Origin of the sequence: Fulvimarina uroteuthidis, from assembly GCF_034321785.1 — a bacterium.
Lineage (GTDB): Bacteria > Pseudomonadota > Alphaproteobacteria > Rhizobiales > Rhizobiaceae > Fulvimarina > Fulvimarina uroteuthidis.
The window spans coordinates 198,462-213,393 of record NZ_JAXLPB010000004.1 but is presented as its reverse complement, the minus strand read 5'-3'; the positions used below and the strand labels follow the sequence as shown (position 1 = coordinate 213,393).

The following is a 14,932-nucleotide window of genomic DNA, read 5'->3' as shown; positions in this document are numbered from 1 at the left end:
CGCCGGTTTCGGACGGCGATGGGCGGGCCTCAGCCGGCGCCTGCAAGGTCGAGGGCGCCCTCGCAGGACGGCGTCTCGTCGTCGCGTATCTTGGAATTGCGTGTCGCAACGATCGACTGGATCCGGTCGGCGGCATCGGCGAGGAGATCGATCTCGCAGACCCGGACCTCGGCGGCGGCTCCGTTCGCGGACGACATCGTGTAGCGCTTGCGCCAGGTGTAGCGCACGCCGCCGCCGCGCTCGCCATATTCGGCGAACGCACTGCCATGCCGCGCGAAGAACGTCTCCGCCGGCTTGCCTTTCCAGCGCTCCGAAAGGCTTTGCGCGTCGCCTGCATCCTCTCCGGACGTCGCGCACCCCGAAAGGCCGAGGGCGACCGCAAGGGCAAGGGGGAGGGGCGAAGCAAAACGTCTCACGGCGGGGTTCCCTCGGGCATTGGTCGGGTTTCGTTCGTCATTGATTGACGACACGCCCGCCCGATCGTCAAGCGTGCGACATCCGAAATTGCCGGAAGGGGACGCTCCTTCACAACATATGGCGAACCTTGGTCGGAACCTGCGCGAAGACCTCGTCGGGAACGAAGAAGTCGGCGACCGGATCGCCGCCGCCCTCCGGGCCGTAGATCGAGAAATCGGTCACGCCTTCCTCGCGCAGGAGGAGCTCGTCGATGAAGAAGTTGCCGCTCGTCTGCGACGCAGGCCGCGTCAGGATGACATGGGCCGCGTCCGCGATGATGGCGGGGCTCCGGCTCATTTTCGCCATCGCGTCGCCGCCGAGGGCGAAGCGGACGGCGGCCGTGTCGATTGCCGTCAGCGGCCAGAGGGAGTTGACGCCGACGTTCCGGTCCCGGAATTCGGCCGCCATGCCGAGCGTGCACATGGACATGCCGAACTTCGCCATCGTGTAGGCGGTGTGCCCGGCAAACCATTTCGGCTTCATGTCGAGCGGCGGCGCGAGATTGAGAATGTGCGGGTTGTCCGCCTTCAGAAGATGCGGCAGGCAGGTCTGCGAGACGAGGAACGTACCGCGGGCATTGACCTCGTTCATCAGGTCGTAGCGGCGCATCGGCGTCTCGAGCGTGCCTGTCAACTGGATCGCCGAGGCGTTGTTGATGCAGATGTCGATGCCGCCGAACCGTTCGACCGCCTTTGCCACGGCCGCCTTCACCTGATCGTCCTCGCGGATGTCGCAGACGGTCGCGAGCCCTTGCCCGCCCGCGGCCTCGATCTCCTCCACCGCCGTGTGGATGGTGCCGGGAAGCTTCGGATGCGGCTTGTCGGTCTTGGCCGCGATGACGATGTTGGCGCCGTCCTTCGCCGCACGCAATGCGATGGCGAGACCGATGCCGCGCGAGCCGCCCGACATGAAGAGGGTCTTGCTCTCAAGAGATGCTGCAGCCATGCCTCGTATGTCCCCATTGACGTTTTGGTCAAGGTGGACCGGCGGCGCGCGTCTGGCAAGCGTTTCGTCGTCCCGAACATCCGTCGATCGGTCTCCGCCGCGCTTCGAGACCGCGGCCCGGCGCCCGCCGGCCGGACGGCGCGCTCGCGCCTCGATCGGTTCGAGAGGCCGGACCGCGGGAGGGCGGATCAGCGAACGGCGGCGTCCACGGCCCGGGCATGGGCGCCGGATTGGTCCAGCGGATCGTCGAGGGCCGATTGCGCCGAAACTTCCGAAAACACGTTGCCGACCCCGATCAGGATGGGGCGATCGACGCCGATCCGCCCGACGATCGCGCCGAGATCTGCAAGATGTCCGGTCGCGCGGGTTTCGTCGTCGCGGCTGATATTGGCGCAGACGGCGACGGGCGTGGCAGCCGGCATGCCTTCGGCGATCAGCGTTTCGGCGATCTTTCCGGCCATCCGGCCGCCCATGTAGAAGATCGTCGTGGCGCGGGGGCCCGCAAGCTCCCGCCAGGCGATATCGTCCGGAAGACCACCCTTCTTCGAATGGCCGGTGACGAACCGCAATTGCTGCGCATGGTCGCGGTGGGTGAGCGAGATGCCGAACGTCGCGGCCAGCGCGGACGCCGCGGTGATGCCGGGCACGATCTCGAACGGGATATTGCGCCGCTTCAACTCCGCCAGTTCCTCCCCGGCGCGTCCGAAGATCGAGACGTCGCCGGATTTGAGGCGCACCACGGTCTTGCCCGCCTCGGCGAACTCCACCATCATGCGGTTGATGTCCTCCTGGCGGCAGCTTTCGCGCGCGGCGCGTTTTCCCACAAGCATGCGCCTCGCCTCGCGCCGGGCAAGCTCCAGAATGTCGGGCGAGACGAGATCGTCGAACAGGATCACGTCGGCCCCCTGGAGCGCGCGCACGGCTTTCAGGGTCAGGAGTTCGGCTTCTCCGGGGCCCGCGCCGACCAGGGTCACGCGGCCGGTCTTCACCGGATTGCGCGCGATCGCGTCGAGGGCGGCGTCGAGATCGCGATCATCCTCGGGCGGCCTTGCCTTGAAGGCGAAATCGGAGAAGCGTTCCCAGAACGCCCGGCGTTCCGGGCCGGGTTTCAGGCCGGTCAGCACCCGCTCGCGCACCCGTGCGGCCATCTGGGCCCAGCCCTGGAGGCTCGGCGGGAGCAGCGTTTCGATACGCCGGCGCGCCGCCTGCCCCAGAATGGGCGCCGCCCCGCTCGTCGAGATGCCGACGACCAGCGGCGAGCGATTGACGATCGAGCCGAAGGTGAAGTCGCAAAAAGCCGGCTTGTCGACGAGGTTGACCGGAATGCCGGCCGCCTTCGCCGCGCAGCGAAACGCGTAGGCTTCGGCCTCCGTTTCGACATCGCCGACGGCGAGAGCCGCCCCCACGAAGATGTCGGTCGCCCACGGACGGTCATGGTGGCGAACGCCTGCTTCGCCCGATTTCGACGCGATGAGATCGGCCATTTCCTCACCGATCTCGCCCAGCGGCGTGTACAGATCGACCCGCGCGCCGGAGGCTGCGAGAAGTTCCGCCTTCCAGGCCGCGCCCGCGCCGCCACCGGCCATCACCACGCGCTTGCCCTTGAGGTCGTAGAAGACGGGCAGGACGGCGAGCGGTCCCATCCGATCGGGGCGGGTGGTCCCGCTCGCCGCATCCTCGTCGCGCCCTGAGGGCACGCGCGCGCCGGACGCATCGCGGACCGCGACGAGCCTCGGGCCGATCGGGCTCAGTGACGGTCCCGGTGTCTGTGTCGTTTCGTCCGGCATGATGTGACGATCCTCGCCGATCAAACTTCGTTCACCCTTCATTACGCCTCGAACAGGGAGCGCGCGAGGCGAAATTTTCGCCGTGCAGCCTCGAATGAAGCAGAATGCGCCACGAAGGATCGTGCCGGCGAAACGCGCATTGCAGCGCGCGTCGCCTGACTGCGCGTGTCCACGGGGGACGCGACCGTTTCGATGAGCCGCCGTCAGGCATCGTCGAACGCTGGCGCGGGCGGTGCGGCGGAGACGCGGCGATCGGCGAATCTTTATCGGAGCTTAACGGGTGCGCGCGCGGTTTACCGAGCGTTAACCATAATCGCGGGACAAGGGCATCAAGGAGATGCCTATGCACAACCGTCGCTTTCACGTCTTTCGCTCGGGTTTCTGTGCGGCGTTCGTTGCGATCGCAGTGTCGGGGTGCATGGCACCGAAGACCCATTGCTACGTGACCTTGAGTTCGGATGGAGCGCCAACGGCGGAGGCTTGCGAAACCGGTCCACGTCTCGTGGTGCGGCCCATCACGCCGACCAACTCGGCCTTCTACGTTCCGCCCTATGTTCTGGGAGCGCTGCAATATGAAGGCTTTCTCGGCGAGCCGAATCTTGAAGCCGTCCCGAGCCAGGCAGCCGCCGCGCCGGTTCTGGACGGGCAGGGCTTCGATGCATCCCGCTTTGCCAGCGCCTACCGGGACAATCCGACGGGCGCGCCGGATGGCGCCACGGTGCCGAATGCCATGGCTGGCGAGGCTGAAGGGGGCGCAAGCGGCACGATTGTCGAAAGCGGGGCCGAGGCCGAACCCGTTCCCTCGGTCCGTCATCAGGCCGAGCAGCGCATCCTGGTTCCCGGGGGCGCAAGCCGCCTGAAGCCGGCGCACCGGATCGACGATCAGGTGGAGTATGAACGGCCGCCGACCCTTGGTTTCAAGGCCTATCCGATTTCGATCGATCTGCTTCTATGAGAAGCGGCACCCCGTTGACGAAGACCCGTCCCGGCAGGAGATGCTTGACGGCGACTGCCTGTCCCCCCTCGATCGGGCCGGCTACGATGGTCCCGTCGGCGATATCGAACGTGTAGGTGACGCCGTCGCAGATGACGGGTGTTCCGAAGTCGGTATCCGTGAACGAGTCGATGTCGATGGTCCGGCAGGATCCGACGGCCGTCTTGGACCGGGTCCCGGTCCGTTCGTCGAGGACGATTGCGTTCAGCACATAGCCTTCGGGCCGCTCGGCGAATTCAAACGCCAGTTCGAGGCGCGCGTGCGACCCGGCGGCTGGCGGATCCGATGCCTCGGCCGGTGGTGATCCGAACGGAATGGCCGTCGACGATGCGAGAAAGACGAGCGTCGCGAGCATGGTCTGCTCCTTTTCAGTCGTTCGATAGACGCCCCTTCGGCGGCATGACGGCGAAGGCCCCGCGATGATCGAGACCTGACTTTCGAAAGGCCCGGAAACATCGTCGATCCGGCACCGCGAGGTCCGCGTCGGGATGGCCGGTGCGAGGGCCGTTCGGGACGGACGATGCGGACAAGGCCGAAGGCGCGAGGATCAGCGCGCGTGCCGCACGCAATGGGGCCGATGGCGATCCGATGCTCTCCATGGCGCCGACCCTGCAGGCAGGAAAGGGGGAACACGGTGGTTCCCCCTCGATGTATCGCCCGGCGTGATCAGCAGCCCGTCTTGACCATGGTGTAGTGGTCCTGCTCGACGCGGTGGCGCGTCGTCAAGTAGACGGCGGGATTGCGCGTGTGCTTGACCACGGCGCCGTCGGCAATATCACCGCTCCAGGTCGTGCTGGGCGTCGAAACCAGCTTGCCCCGCGTATTGTACTGATAGGTCGAGGGAATGTACTCGACGACATAGCAAGTGCTGCTACGTTCATCGATATGCTTCTTATACGTCTTGGCTTCGGCCACCGACGAAAAAGAAACTGCTGCGACAGCTGCAGACATTCCCAGTAAAACTTTACGCATCGAAACAACTCCTTCGTTTTTCAATATCAACGCTTGAAAAGAATGAAAGGCCGTCACGGAAAAAGCAACCACTTTTGCAAGGGAGCAGAACAAATTTAGACCACATTTTAAAAACTGTTCTAGTTCAAGACAGGTCGCGTCTCCCGATGGGCCATCGTCGCATTTTGGGTCAGGTCGACGACAGCTCGAAGCCGCATCTCCATGCATGCCGTTACGGATATGACGGAGAGTCATGAGGCGATTCCCCTCGGTCAATCAACTGGTTTGGCGGTTCTTAAGGGTGACCTCACATGGCATCGGGACAGCAGAGCCGAAAGGCTAGGGGCGGTCTCGATCGATTCAAAATGAACCGCGAGGTCCGGATCGGCCCCTAAGAGGCTTCGTTCCGGCCGCTTGGGCGTTTCGATCTTCCGGGACGCCGCTTGCGGCGGCGATGCCGGTGCTGCGAACGCGCGGAGCGCGCGATCAACCGGGTTGACCGCCGTTCCTCACCAAGGCCGTGGAGCGCCTTGAAACCGACGTGAAACGCTGCCATTTTAAGGCATGCGCAAAGCCCCCGAACGGCAGGCTCTGCGAGGTCCGGAGAAAGGGAAAACGACACTGAGACCAATGGCTGAAGCGAAGAGCGGATCACATCCGGCTGCTTCCGAAACGTCTGCCGCCGAAGCTTCGGACGGCAAGACTGTTCTTGATCACGCGCTGCAGAGTCTCGACGACTCCAAGGCGGAAAACATCGTTTCCATCGACATGCGGGGCAAATCCGCGCTCGCCGATCACATGGTGATCGTGTCCGGGCGCTCGCATCGCCATGTCGCGGCGGTTGCCGATCACCTCCTGAAGGACCTGAAGACGGCGGGCGTCCTTGCGCCCAAGGTCGAAGGCCTTCAGAACGGCGATTGGGTGCTCGTCGATACCGGCGATATGATCATCCATATCTTCCGGCCCGAGGTTCGCGAATTCTACAATCTCGAAAAGATGTGGTCGGTGGGCGGGGAACTCTCCGCGGCAACCGTCCACTGAGATCTGGCGGAGCCGTTCGCGAACGGTTCGCCCGAAAGGCTCCGGGTCCGGTCGTGCCGGCTGCCGGCGCACCTCGGCAGGGGCGGTTCGCCCACGCCTGCCTATGCCGACACGTGCCTTACGAAAGCCTGACGCCGTGCGCATTGCGATTGCCGCGATCGGAAAGATGAAACGCGGTCCCGAACAGGATCTCTTCGAGCGTTACGTCGACCGGATGAAAAAGGCGGGGCCGCAGATCGGTCTCGAATGGCGAAGCTTGAGCGAGTTTCCCGAATCGCGAGAGGCCTCGAGCGAGGCGCGAAAGCGCGACGAAGCCGCGCGGCTGAGGGCCGTCCTCGAAGACGGAACCATCTCGATCGTCCTCGACGAACGCGGAAAGACCCTGTCGTCCGAAGAATTCGCCGATGCGCTGAAAGGCTGGCGGGATGCCGGCATCCGCGATTGCACCCTGGTGATCGGCGGGCCCGACGGGCACGAGCGGGATCTTCGACAGGCCGCCGACCTGACGCTCTCGCTCGGGCGCCTGACATTTCCTCACCAGATCGCCCGCATCCTGATTGCCGAGCAGCTCTACCGCGCGGTGACGATCCTTTCCGGCCATCCCTACCATCGGTCCTGAAGAAGCGCCGGATCGAGGCGGGCGCGTGCGGCCGGTGGGCGCCGTGAGGCCGGGGTCCCGCCGCGTCAGGCCTGCCCGATCAGCATGCCCGCCAGAAACACCAATCCACCGCCCAGCACCACCTGGAAGATCGCCCGCGTCCAGCGCGTCTTCATGAAGCGGTTCTGGACATAGGCGATCGCCCAGAGTTCGACGAACACCAGAAGGATCGCGATCGTCGTCGCGATCGTGAAATCCGGAATGAGATAGGGCAGGGTATGCCCGAGCCCGCCCAGGGTCGTCATCACGCCGGTCACCAGCCCGCGAACCTTCGGCGAGCCGCGGCCGGACAGGACGCCATCGTCCGATGCGACCTCGGTGAACCCCATGGAAATACCGGCGCCGAGCGAAGCTGCGAGGCCGACGAGAAAGGTCGTCCACGGATCGTGGGTGGCGAAGGCCGTCGCGAAGATCGGGGCGAGCGTGGAGACGGAGCCGTCCATCAGTCCGGCAAGACCCGGCTGCACATAGGTCAGAATGAACTGGCGCTCTTCGTCCTGCGGTGCAGCCGTTCCCGGACGGGCATCGGCATGCGGACATGTGCGGCAGGCGTCGGTCATGGCCATCGTGCCTCTTCTTTGGAACTATTCTAAAGTAGAGGGTCGGGCAGCTGTGCGCAAGTCGCTGTCCTCGCCCGGGCGCCTTGTCGATGCGCCGGACCGAGCGTCGCTCTCACGCCGCATCCCGGCGGGATCCCGATCCATGCCGGCCTCGGCGTGCCCCCGCGGCAACGCTGCGCGCTTTTCACGTGCGATCCCGATGTTTCCCGTTGCCCGCTTATGGTTGATGGGATGTTAAGACTTTCGCGATCCAATCGCGTGCGACGGCGCAGACCCCCCTTCATGAAAGCGGACGGCGTTGCGCTCCTCGAGCAGGGCTAAGAAGGGACAGGGCAAGGCGTGACTGGGCGGCGGCCATATTGCGGACCGATCCGCTCCCGATCGATCATCGGGGCGCTGCTTGGGTTCGCCCTCATCTCGTCACCGTCGATCTCGGCGTTCGCGCTGGAAGAGGCACCCCGGATCCCGGGGGCCCTGGCGGTCGACACGAGCGTCGAAACCGCCGCTCTCGAACCGGCCCGATCCGTCATTCTCGAACGTCAGCGTCTTCAGACGGAAAAGCAGCTCCAGACCGTTTCGGCGGACGCGACCCTGACGCGTGAGACGCTTGCCGCGCTCGAATCCGAGATCGAGATCCTGCAGAACGACCGCGACGCGATCCGCAAGGCGATGATCGAGGCGGCCGGGCGCCAGAGGGAGGCCAGCGCGAGGCTCGCGGACCTCGAGGACAGGATCGGAGCCTTGTCTTCGCAGGAAGGCGCGCTGAAAGCCTCGCTGAACGAGCGACGGGGGGTCCTTGCCGAAGTGCTGGCTGCCCTTCAGCGCATGGGCCGCAAGCCGCCGCCCGCGCTTCTCGTCAAGCCGGAGGATGCGCTCGGATCGGTGCGCAGTGCGATCCTTCTGGGTGCGGTGGTGCCCAACCTTCGGGACGAGACAAGACTGCTTCTGGCCGATCTCGGCCGGATCCGGACCGTTCAGGCCGAGATCTCAACGCAGATGCAAAGCTTCGGCGAGGAATTGTCCGCCCATCGTGCCGAGGAGGAAAGGCTGAAGCGCCTTTCGGCCAGGAAGGCGCAGCTTGAAGGTCAGAATCTGGCGTTGAGAAGCGCCGCCAAGCGCCGCGCCGACGAACTGGCCGCAGAGGCCGACGATCTGAAGGGACTGATTTCCGCGCTCGACGCCGACGTGAAGACCGCGCGCCGTCTCGAGCAGGCGGCATTGGCCGCCGCCGAGAAGGCGCGGGCCGAGGCGGCCCGCCGCGCACGCGAACGTGAGATCGCGGCGGCGCAGGCCGCAAAGGAAGCCGAGAAGGCCGCGCGCCTTGCACAGGACGAACGCGCCGAAGAGGAGCGGGCCGCGGCCCTTGCGGCCGCGGAGGCTGCGAAAGCCGAGCAGGATGCCGCGATCGCGGCGGCGGCCCTGGCACAGGCCGAAGCGGAGGCCGACGCGGAGGCTGCGCGGATCGCAGCCGTAAAAGACGGCAGCGCCGGTACAACGGACGCCGCTTCGAAGGAGGCACAGGTGACGCAGGCGCCGGCCGGCGCGGACGAGAGCGAAGCCGGGATCGCCGTCGCAGCGCTCGCGCCGAAGGCGCCGACGCCGCCCGAACGGGCAGCCGCGCCATCCTACGATATCGAGGCGCTTCGCCGCAGCGTCCGCTTTCTGGAGCCTTCCGCCCCATTTTCGACATTGAAGGGGCGTCTGAATCCACCCGTGGCAGGTCGACGTCTCGTTGCGTTCGGCGAGCGCGACGATATCGGCAGACACGCGACCGGTGCGTCCTACGCCTCGCGATCCGGTGATGTGGTGACGGCGCCGGCCGACGCGAAAGTCTTGTATTCCGGACCTTTTCGGTCCTATGGTGAGGTCTTGATCCTCGATGCCGGTGACGACTATCATATCGTACTTGCAGGCATGGACAGGATCGATGTCGAAACCGGTCAGTTCGTCTCTGCGGGAGAGCCGATCGCCGCGATGGGTTCAAGGCGCGTAGCCAGCGCCAGCAGCGCGGATTTCGACACGGGGGGCCACGCCCTCTACGTCGAGTTCCGCAACAATGGAAGACCGGTCGATCCATCCGCCTGGTGGGCGGATTGAGGCTCTTGGGAAGGACGGGGAATGATTCGTAAGCTTTCGATACTCTTTGCTGGAGCATTGATGGGGGCGGCGGCCGTGACCGTCGTCAGCCAGAATGCCGGCGTGGCCAACGCCGCAGGCTCCGACACCTATCGGCAGCTTGCGATCTTCGGCGATGTCTTCGAGCGCGTTCGCGCCCAGTATGTCGAGGAGCCGGACGACCAGGCACTGGTCGAGACCGCGATCAACGGCATGCTCACATCGCTCGATCCCCATTCCAGCTACATGAACGCCAAAGAAGCGCAGGACATGCGCTCCCAGACCCGCGGCCAGTTCGGCGGGCTCGGCATCCAGGTCACCATGAAGGACGAGGTCGTTCTGGTCGAGGGTTCGCCGTTCGCCGAATCGCCGGCCGAGGAAGCCGGAATCCTGTCGGGCGACCTCATCGTCGAGATCGATGGCGACCAGGTCCGCGGCCTCACCCTGTCGGAGGCGGTCGAGAAGATGAAGGGCGAGATCGGCAGCGACGTCAAGCTGACGATCGTGCGCGAAGGCGCGGAAAAGCCGATCCGCATGACGCTCACGCGCGATCTCATCACGGTCAAGTCCGTCAAGTTCGAAGCGATCGACAATGTCGGCTATATCAAGATCAACAGCTTCAACGAGCAGACGACCGTCGGTCTCGAGGAAGCCGTGACGGCGATCGACAAGCAGGTCGGCGAAGACCTCAAGGGCTACGTCCTGGATCTGCGCTCCAATCCGGGCGGCCTTCTCGACGAGGCCGTGTCGGTGTCCGATGCCTTCCTACAGAAGGGCGAGATCGTCTCGACCCGCGGTCGCAACGCCGACGAGACACGGCGCTACAATGCCCGCTCGGGCGACGAGATCAACGGCAAGCCGCTCGTCGTGCTCCTCAATGGCGGCTCCGCCTCCGCATCCGAGATCGTCGCCGGTGCGCTTCAGGACCAGCGCCGGGCGACGGTCGTCGGCTCGCGCTCCTTCGGCAAGGGCTCTGTCCAGACCATCATTCCGCTCGGGTCCGCCGGCGCGATGCGCTTGACCACGGCGCTCTACTACACGCCGTCCGGCCGCTCGATCCAGGGCCGCGGAATCGATCCGGACATCACGGTCGAACAGCCGCTGCCGGACGAGATCAAGGTGCAGATGGGCCTCGATCCCGAGGAAGACGTCAGCCGCGGCGAGTCTTCGCTGCGCGGGCATATCACCGGCAATGAGGAAACCGACGAAGGTTCGGGTTCGTCCAGCTATGTTCCGCCGGAGCGCAAGGACGACCTCCAGCTGAAATATGCGCTGGATCTTCTCAACGGCGTCCAGACCAACGCGTCCTTCCCGCCGAAGGAACAGGCGAAAGCCGATACCAAGGCGGATGCGAGCTCGGCGGCCAACTAGGCCTGCCGACGGATCGTCGTGACGTCAGCCGGCTCGGGATCGCTCCCGGGCCGGTTTTCGTATGCGCAGGTGATTGTCCGCAAGAACGGCGAGCCTCGCGCCAGTCTGTGCGGCTAGATTCGCGGCCCATGGACTCCACGTTCTCCCAACCGCTGAAACCACGAGACCGTTCGACCCGTCGCACGCTGAAGCCGACGCGGGGCGACGCGGCCGTCGCGGTCGCCGCGACGGTGCTCGTCGTGCTGTCGCTCTATCCGGCATGGTTCGACCGGGCCCACCGACCGGGGGTCGAGCCGATCGCCGATCTCGAAACGGCAGGGCGCGGCGACCTCGATCCCGTGGCGACCAACGGCATCACCACCCTCGGCGGCGCCGCCAAGAAGATCGATATCGACGCCGCGCTCGCCGACCGCGCACGCCAGGCGGCGAGCGACGCACCCTACCGGCCTGCCAGCGTGACGGTCATGGAGATCGACGACGTGCGGCAGGCGAGCCTCGTCGCGCATATGCCCGAGTCGGGACTGATCGAACAATCCGACTTCGGCCCGCTTCCCGTCCGCTCGGCCGACGGACGTCGCCCGTTCGACGTCTACAGGGCGGCGGGACCGACGCGCATGGGGCCGCGCGTGGCGATCGTCGTCGGCGGCCTCGGCATCAGCCAGTCCGGGACGCAGAGTGCGATTCAGACACTGCCCTCCGAAATCACGCTCGCATTCGCCGCGAACGGAAACAGCCTCGACCGCTGGATGCAGGAGGCGCGCCGAAGCGGCCACGAACTGCTGCTGCAGGCGCCGATGGAACCGGTGGGCTATCCGAACGTCGATCCGGGCGAGAACACGGTGACGGTCGACCAGATGATGGCGCAGGATCATTCGAGCCTTCATGCCACGCTCGGCCAGATGACGAACTATATTGGCGTCATGAACTATCTCGGCGGCAAGATCACCGCCGATGCGGCCGCCATGCAGCCCCTGATGAGCGAGCTTACCCAGCGTGGCCTGATGTATCTCGACGACGGCTCGTCCATGCGTTCGGTCGCGCCGAGCCTTGCGCAGATGACGGGGACGCCTCTCGGCGCTGCAGACCTCGTCCTCGACGATGTGCAGGATGCCGGCGAGATCGGCCGGCGCCTCGACCAGCTCGAGCAGATCGCGCGCTCGAAGGGGAGTGCGATCGGTGTCGCCTCCGCATTCGAGACGACGACGAAGGTCATCGGCGGCTGGGTGCGCCAGGCCGAGCAGCGCGGCATCACCCTCGTTCCCGTGTCCGCGGTCGTGACCGATCCCGAACAGCGCTAGACGTTCGACCGAGGCGCTGCTCAATACCGGCGGCGACGGCGCAGCCCTTGCTCCGGCAAGCCGTCCGCGCGATGTCTCCAAACGATCATGCCCCGCCATCCGCCGGCATGGACAAACGCCGATTGTGCCCTTGACGAGACGAGCCCGATGACACCCACAGACAATCACACGCTTCCCATGCGCCCCTGCGTCGGGATCATGGTTCTCAATCGAGACGGGCTCGTCTGGGCCGGTCGCCGCAAGGTGGAGGAGAACGGCGAAATGTCGGGCGCGACCAAGCTCTGGCAGATGCCGCAGGGGGGCATCGACGCCGGTGAAGCGCCGCTTGATGCCGCGCGCCGCGAGCTTTGGGAGGAGACGGGCATGAAGACCGTATCGCTCCTGGCGGAGGCGCCCGACTGGATCGACTACGAATTGCCCTCACACCTCGTCGGTCTCGCGCTCAAGGGGCGGTTTCGCGGCCAGACGCAGCGCTGGTTCGCGTTCCGCTTCGAGGGGGACGAGACCGAAGTCCAGATCGATCCGCCGCCGGGCAGCGAGAAGGCCGAGTTCGACGAATGGGCCTGGAAGCCGATGGACGAACTCGTCGACCTCATCGTCCCATTCAAGCGCGGCGTCTATGAACGGGTCGTTGCCGCCTTCGCCCATCTGAAGCCCTGATCCGCGCAGCTCGCTTATCGGGTTCGCAGAACGCCCCGAATGGTCAGGCATCACCAATTATGATGTACTGCATCCACAACATTCATTTGAGTTGCCATAAGATGTGATTATGTTGGGCTCCGTCATCATCACCCAAGATGAACGGAGCACGGCGATGACCGTCTGCGATCAGAGCGAACGACACGATTTGCGGGCATCGTCCATGCCACGCCCGCTGCCCGCCCTGGCGATGGCGCTCGCCACGATCATCGCGATCGGGATCGTCGGACGGATGGCAGGCGGCTGGACGGAACGCGCTGCCATGCGCATGGGAAGCGCGGAGGGGGCGATGGGCCAGATCACCGAATGGCGCGGCAACAGCGCGCATCTTCCCGAGCCTGGGCGATAGGCCTTTTCGGCCGGGACCGCGAACCGTCCGCCACACCATCAGAGATCGGCGATCAGGCGTGCGACGTCCGTCAGTTCCGCGCCGGTGAGATCGGGCGGGAGCATCGCAGCCGGATAGGCCTGTCCCCGCGCGACGAAGGCCGCTCTCATACCGGCGGCCTTCGCGCCATGGGTGTCCCACGCATGGGTCGCGATCATCATGACGTCAGCGGCTGCCTCGCCCGTCGAGGCGATCCCATGCTCGTAGACGGTCCGGTTCGGCTTGAAACGCCCGACCGTCTCGACCGACAGGATCCGGGCGAAGAAATCGCCGAGGCCGGCCTTGTCGAGAAGGTTCGCGGTCGACGCCCTCGCGCCGTTCGACAGGGCGTAAAGCGGAATTCCGGTCTTCGCCAGGAGTTCCAGAGCGGCGCGCGCATCCGCGTGGGCAGGCAGCGCCTTCATCGTCTCGAAGACGGCGCGCGTTTCCATCTCGGGCGATGGCAGGCCGCGGATCGCCAGAAGCTGGGCGAGGGCGCCTTTCAGGATGTCCGGAAAGGGCGCGATCGAACCGGTTGCGTCGAGCGTGAAGGCGTCTCGCAAACCGAAGGCGAACCAGGTTTCCAGATCGCCCGAAGCAAGACCGAGGCGCATGAGGTCACCGCGAACCGGCGCGAGTGCGAAGACCGTCTCGATCATATCGAAGATGATCGCCTTGGGCTTGTCGATCGTCATGGTGGTGTTCGCTCCTCTCGGACGTCGCGGCGTTGCCATCTCCACCACATCGGTCCCAGACGGGCGAAAGCCAGCATCGCGCTCTGGTTTTTGCGCTCGCCACTCGAAACCCGCCGGATCCGCGCCAGATCCGGGGACGGGACGGGCAAATCCCGGCTGCGCCGGTCATCCGCGCGCACACACGGGAAGGAGAGGGCACATGGCGACCTATACGAAGATGGGCGAGGCGCTCGTCGAAGACGGCACGCTGAAGATCGCCATCAATCTCGGCAATGCCGCTCTTGCGGCGCGCGATGCGGCAACCGGGGAACTTGGCGGGATCACCGTCGCGCTCGCAAGGCGGCTGTGTGCAGCGCTCGGCTGCGCGGCCGAACTGATCCCGTTCGAGGGTGCCGGCAAGGTGGTTGCGGCGGCTGGCGACGATGTCTGGCGCGTCGGCTTCTGCGCGATCGATCCGGGCCGCGAGGGGCAGGTGGTGTTCTCGTCGCCCTATGTCCTGATCGAAGCCAAAGCCTTGGTTCGCGCGGACTCTCCCTTGCAGTCGGTCGGCGATCTCGACCGCGACGGCATCAGACTGATGGTCGCACAGGGCTCCGCCTACGATCTGCATCTGTCGGCCCATCCGGGGCGGATGACGCTCATACGCGAAGCAACGCCCGGCGCGTCCTTCGACGCGTTCCGAAACGGGCGGGGCGACGCGGACGCGGTCGCTGGCGTCACCCAGTCTCTCGAACGGGCGTTCGGCGACGATCCGGCCTACCGGCTCCTCGACGGGACGATCACCGCCATCGGCCAGGCGATGGTCATGCCGAAGCGGTTCGCCGCGCTTGCGGACGAACTGACCCGTTTCGTGGAGACCGCGAAGGCAGATGGCTATGTGCGCCGGGAGCTCGATCGCGCCGGACAGCGAGATCTCGTCGTCGCGCCGCCCGCCTGAACCGTCCGGCACGGGCCGCGATCAAACGAAAACGCCGCCTCCTTGCGGGAGGCGGCGT

15 protein-coding genes and 1 pseudogene are annotated in these 14,932 nt (G+C 65.7%); 9 read left to right on the top strand and 7 right to left on the bottom strand.

The genetic code is table 11. From position 1 onward, the window contains the following. Nucleotides 1–29: 29 nt before the first annotated feature. From U0C82_RS13250 to cysG, 3 genes are all read right to left on the bottom strand, one after another. Nucleotides 30–416 carry a hypothetical protein gene (locus U0C82_RS13250; protein ID WP_322187641.1) on the bottom strand — a complete coding sequence of 129 codons (387 nt, stop codon included), beginning with the start codon at nt 414–416 and terminating at the stop codon, nt 30–32. A 109-nt stretch (nt 417–525) separates the two neighbouring features. Beyond that, on the bottom strand, nt 526–1,401 hold the full coding sequence (locus tag U0C82_RS13245; RefSeq protein ID WP_322187640.1) for an SDR family oxidoreductase: 876 nt from the start codon (nt 1,399–1,401) through the stop codon (nt 526–528). A gap of 188 nt (nt 1,402–1,589) precedes the next feature. Next, complete coding sequence (cysG, locus tag U0C82_RS13240) at nt 1,590–3,044, bottom strand: siroheme synthase CysG (RefSeq protein ID WP_322187834.1); 1,455 nt, start codon at nt 3,042–3,044, stop codon at nt 1,590–1,592. Nucleotides 3,045–3,531: 487 nt separating this feature from the next. On the opposite strand from cysG, the gene U0C82_RS13235 reads away from it, so the two are divergent. Further along, complete coding sequence (locus U0C82_RS13235; RefSeq protein WP_322187639.1) at nt 3,532–4,143, top strand: hypothetical protein; 612 nt, start codon at nt 3,532–3,534, stop codon at nt 4,141–4,143. Here U0C82_RS13235 and U0C82_RS13230 read toward each other — a convergent pair. Both U0C82_RS13230 and U0C82_RS13225 read right to left on the bottom strand, forming a co-directional pair. Then, the gene (locus U0C82_RS13230; RefSeq protein ID WP_322187638.1) at nt 4,106–4,537 is read right to left on the bottom strand and encodes a hypothetical protein; all 432 of its coding nucleotides are present in this window, start codon (nt 4,535–4,537) and stop codon (nt 4,106–4,108) included. The genes U0C82_RS13235 and U0C82_RS13230 overlap by 38 nt on opposite strands. A gap of 311 nt (nt 4,538–4,848) precedes the next feature. Then, entirely contained in the window at nt 4,849–5,388 is a 540-nt protein-coding gene (locus U0C82_RS13225; protein ID WP_322187637.1) for a hypothetical protein, read from the bottom strand. A 375-nt stretch (nt 5,389–5,763) separates the two neighbouring features. Here U0C82_RS13225 and rsfS point away from each other — a divergent pair, with 375 nt between their 5' ends. Together rsfS and rlmH are read left to right on the top strand one after the other, a co-directional pair. Continuing rightward, complete coding sequence (rsfS, locus tag U0C82_RS13220) at nt 5,764–6,174, top strand: ribosome silencing factor (protein ID WP_322187636.1); 411 nt, start codon at nt 5,764–5,766, stop codon at nt 6,172–6,174. Between the two features lie 136 nt (nt 6,175–6,310). Then, complete coding sequence (gene rlmH, locus U0C82_RS13215; RefSeq protein ID WP_322187635.1) at nt 6,311–6,793, top strand: 23S rRNA (pseudouridine(1915)-N(3))-methyltransferase RlmH; 483 nt, start codon at nt 6,311–6,313, stop codon at nt 6,791–6,793. A 65-nt stretch (nt 6,794–6,858) separates the two neighbouring features. On the opposite strand, the pseudogene U0C82_RS13210 reads toward rlmH, so the two are convergent. Next, nucleotides 6,859–7,326: pseudogene (locus U0C82_RS13210) on the bottom strand (VIT1/CCC1 transporter family protein); the annotation flags it as partial. A 405-nt stretch (nt 7,327–7,731) separates the two neighbouring features. Between U0C82_RS13210 and U0C82_RS13205 the strand changes: the two are divergent. From U0C82_RS13205 to U0C82_RS13185, 5 genes are all read left to right on the top strand, one after another. Further along, nucleotides 7,732–9,489, top strand: coding sequence for a murein hydrolase activator EnvC family protein (locus tag U0C82_RS13205; protein WP_322187634.1), 1,758 nt, complete (start codon nt 7,732–7,734; stop codon nt 9,487–9,489). 21 nt (nt 9,490–9,510) lie between these two features. Then, nucleotides 9,511–10,878 (top strand): S41 family peptidase, encoded by a 1,368-nt coding sequence (locus U0C82_RS13200; protein ID WP_322187633.1) that lies wholly within the window; start codon nt 9,511–9,513, stop codon nt 10,876–10,878. 128 nt (nt 10,879–11,006) lie between these two features. Next, nucleotides 11,007–12,176 (top strand): divergent polysaccharide deacetylase family protein, encoded by a 1,170-nt coding sequence (locus tag U0C82_RS13195; RefSeq protein WP_322187632.1) that lies wholly within the window; start codon nt 11,007–11,009, stop codon nt 12,174–12,176. A 147-nt stretch (nt 12,177–12,323) separates the two neighbouring features. After that, nucleotides 12,324–12,836 (top strand): RNA pyrophosphohydrolase, encoded by a 513-nt coding sequence (locus U0C82_RS13190; protein WP_322187631.1) that lies wholly within the window; start codon nt 12,324–12,326, stop codon nt 12,834–12,836. Nucleotides 12,837–12,990: 154 nt separating this feature from the next. Continuing rightward, nucleotides 12,991–13,224, top strand: a complete 234-nt coding sequence (locus tag U0C82_RS13185) for a hypothetical protein (RefSeq protein ID WP_322187630.1) — start codon at nt 12,991–12,993, stop codon at nt 13,222–13,224. Between the two features lie 38 nt (nt 13,225–13,262). Here U0C82_RS13185 and U0C82_RS13180 read toward each other — a convergent pair whose 3' ends face one another. Continuing rightward, the gene (locus U0C82_RS13180; protein ID WP_322187629.1) at nt 13,263–13,937 is read right to left on the bottom strand and encodes a haloacid dehalogenase type II; all 675 of its coding nucleotides are present in this window, start codon (nt 13,935–13,937) and stop codon (nt 13,263–13,265) included. Between the two features lie 199 nt (nt 13,938–14,136). Between U0C82_RS13180 and U0C82_RS13175 the strand changes: the two genes are divergently transcribed. Further along, nucleotides 14,137–14,874 (top strand): transporter substrate-binding domain-containing protein, encoded by a 738-nt coding sequence (locus U0C82_RS13175; protein ID WP_322187628.1) that lies wholly within the window; start codon nt 14,137–14,139, stop codon nt 14,872–14,874. Nucleotides 14,875–14,932: the final 58 nt, after the last annotated feature.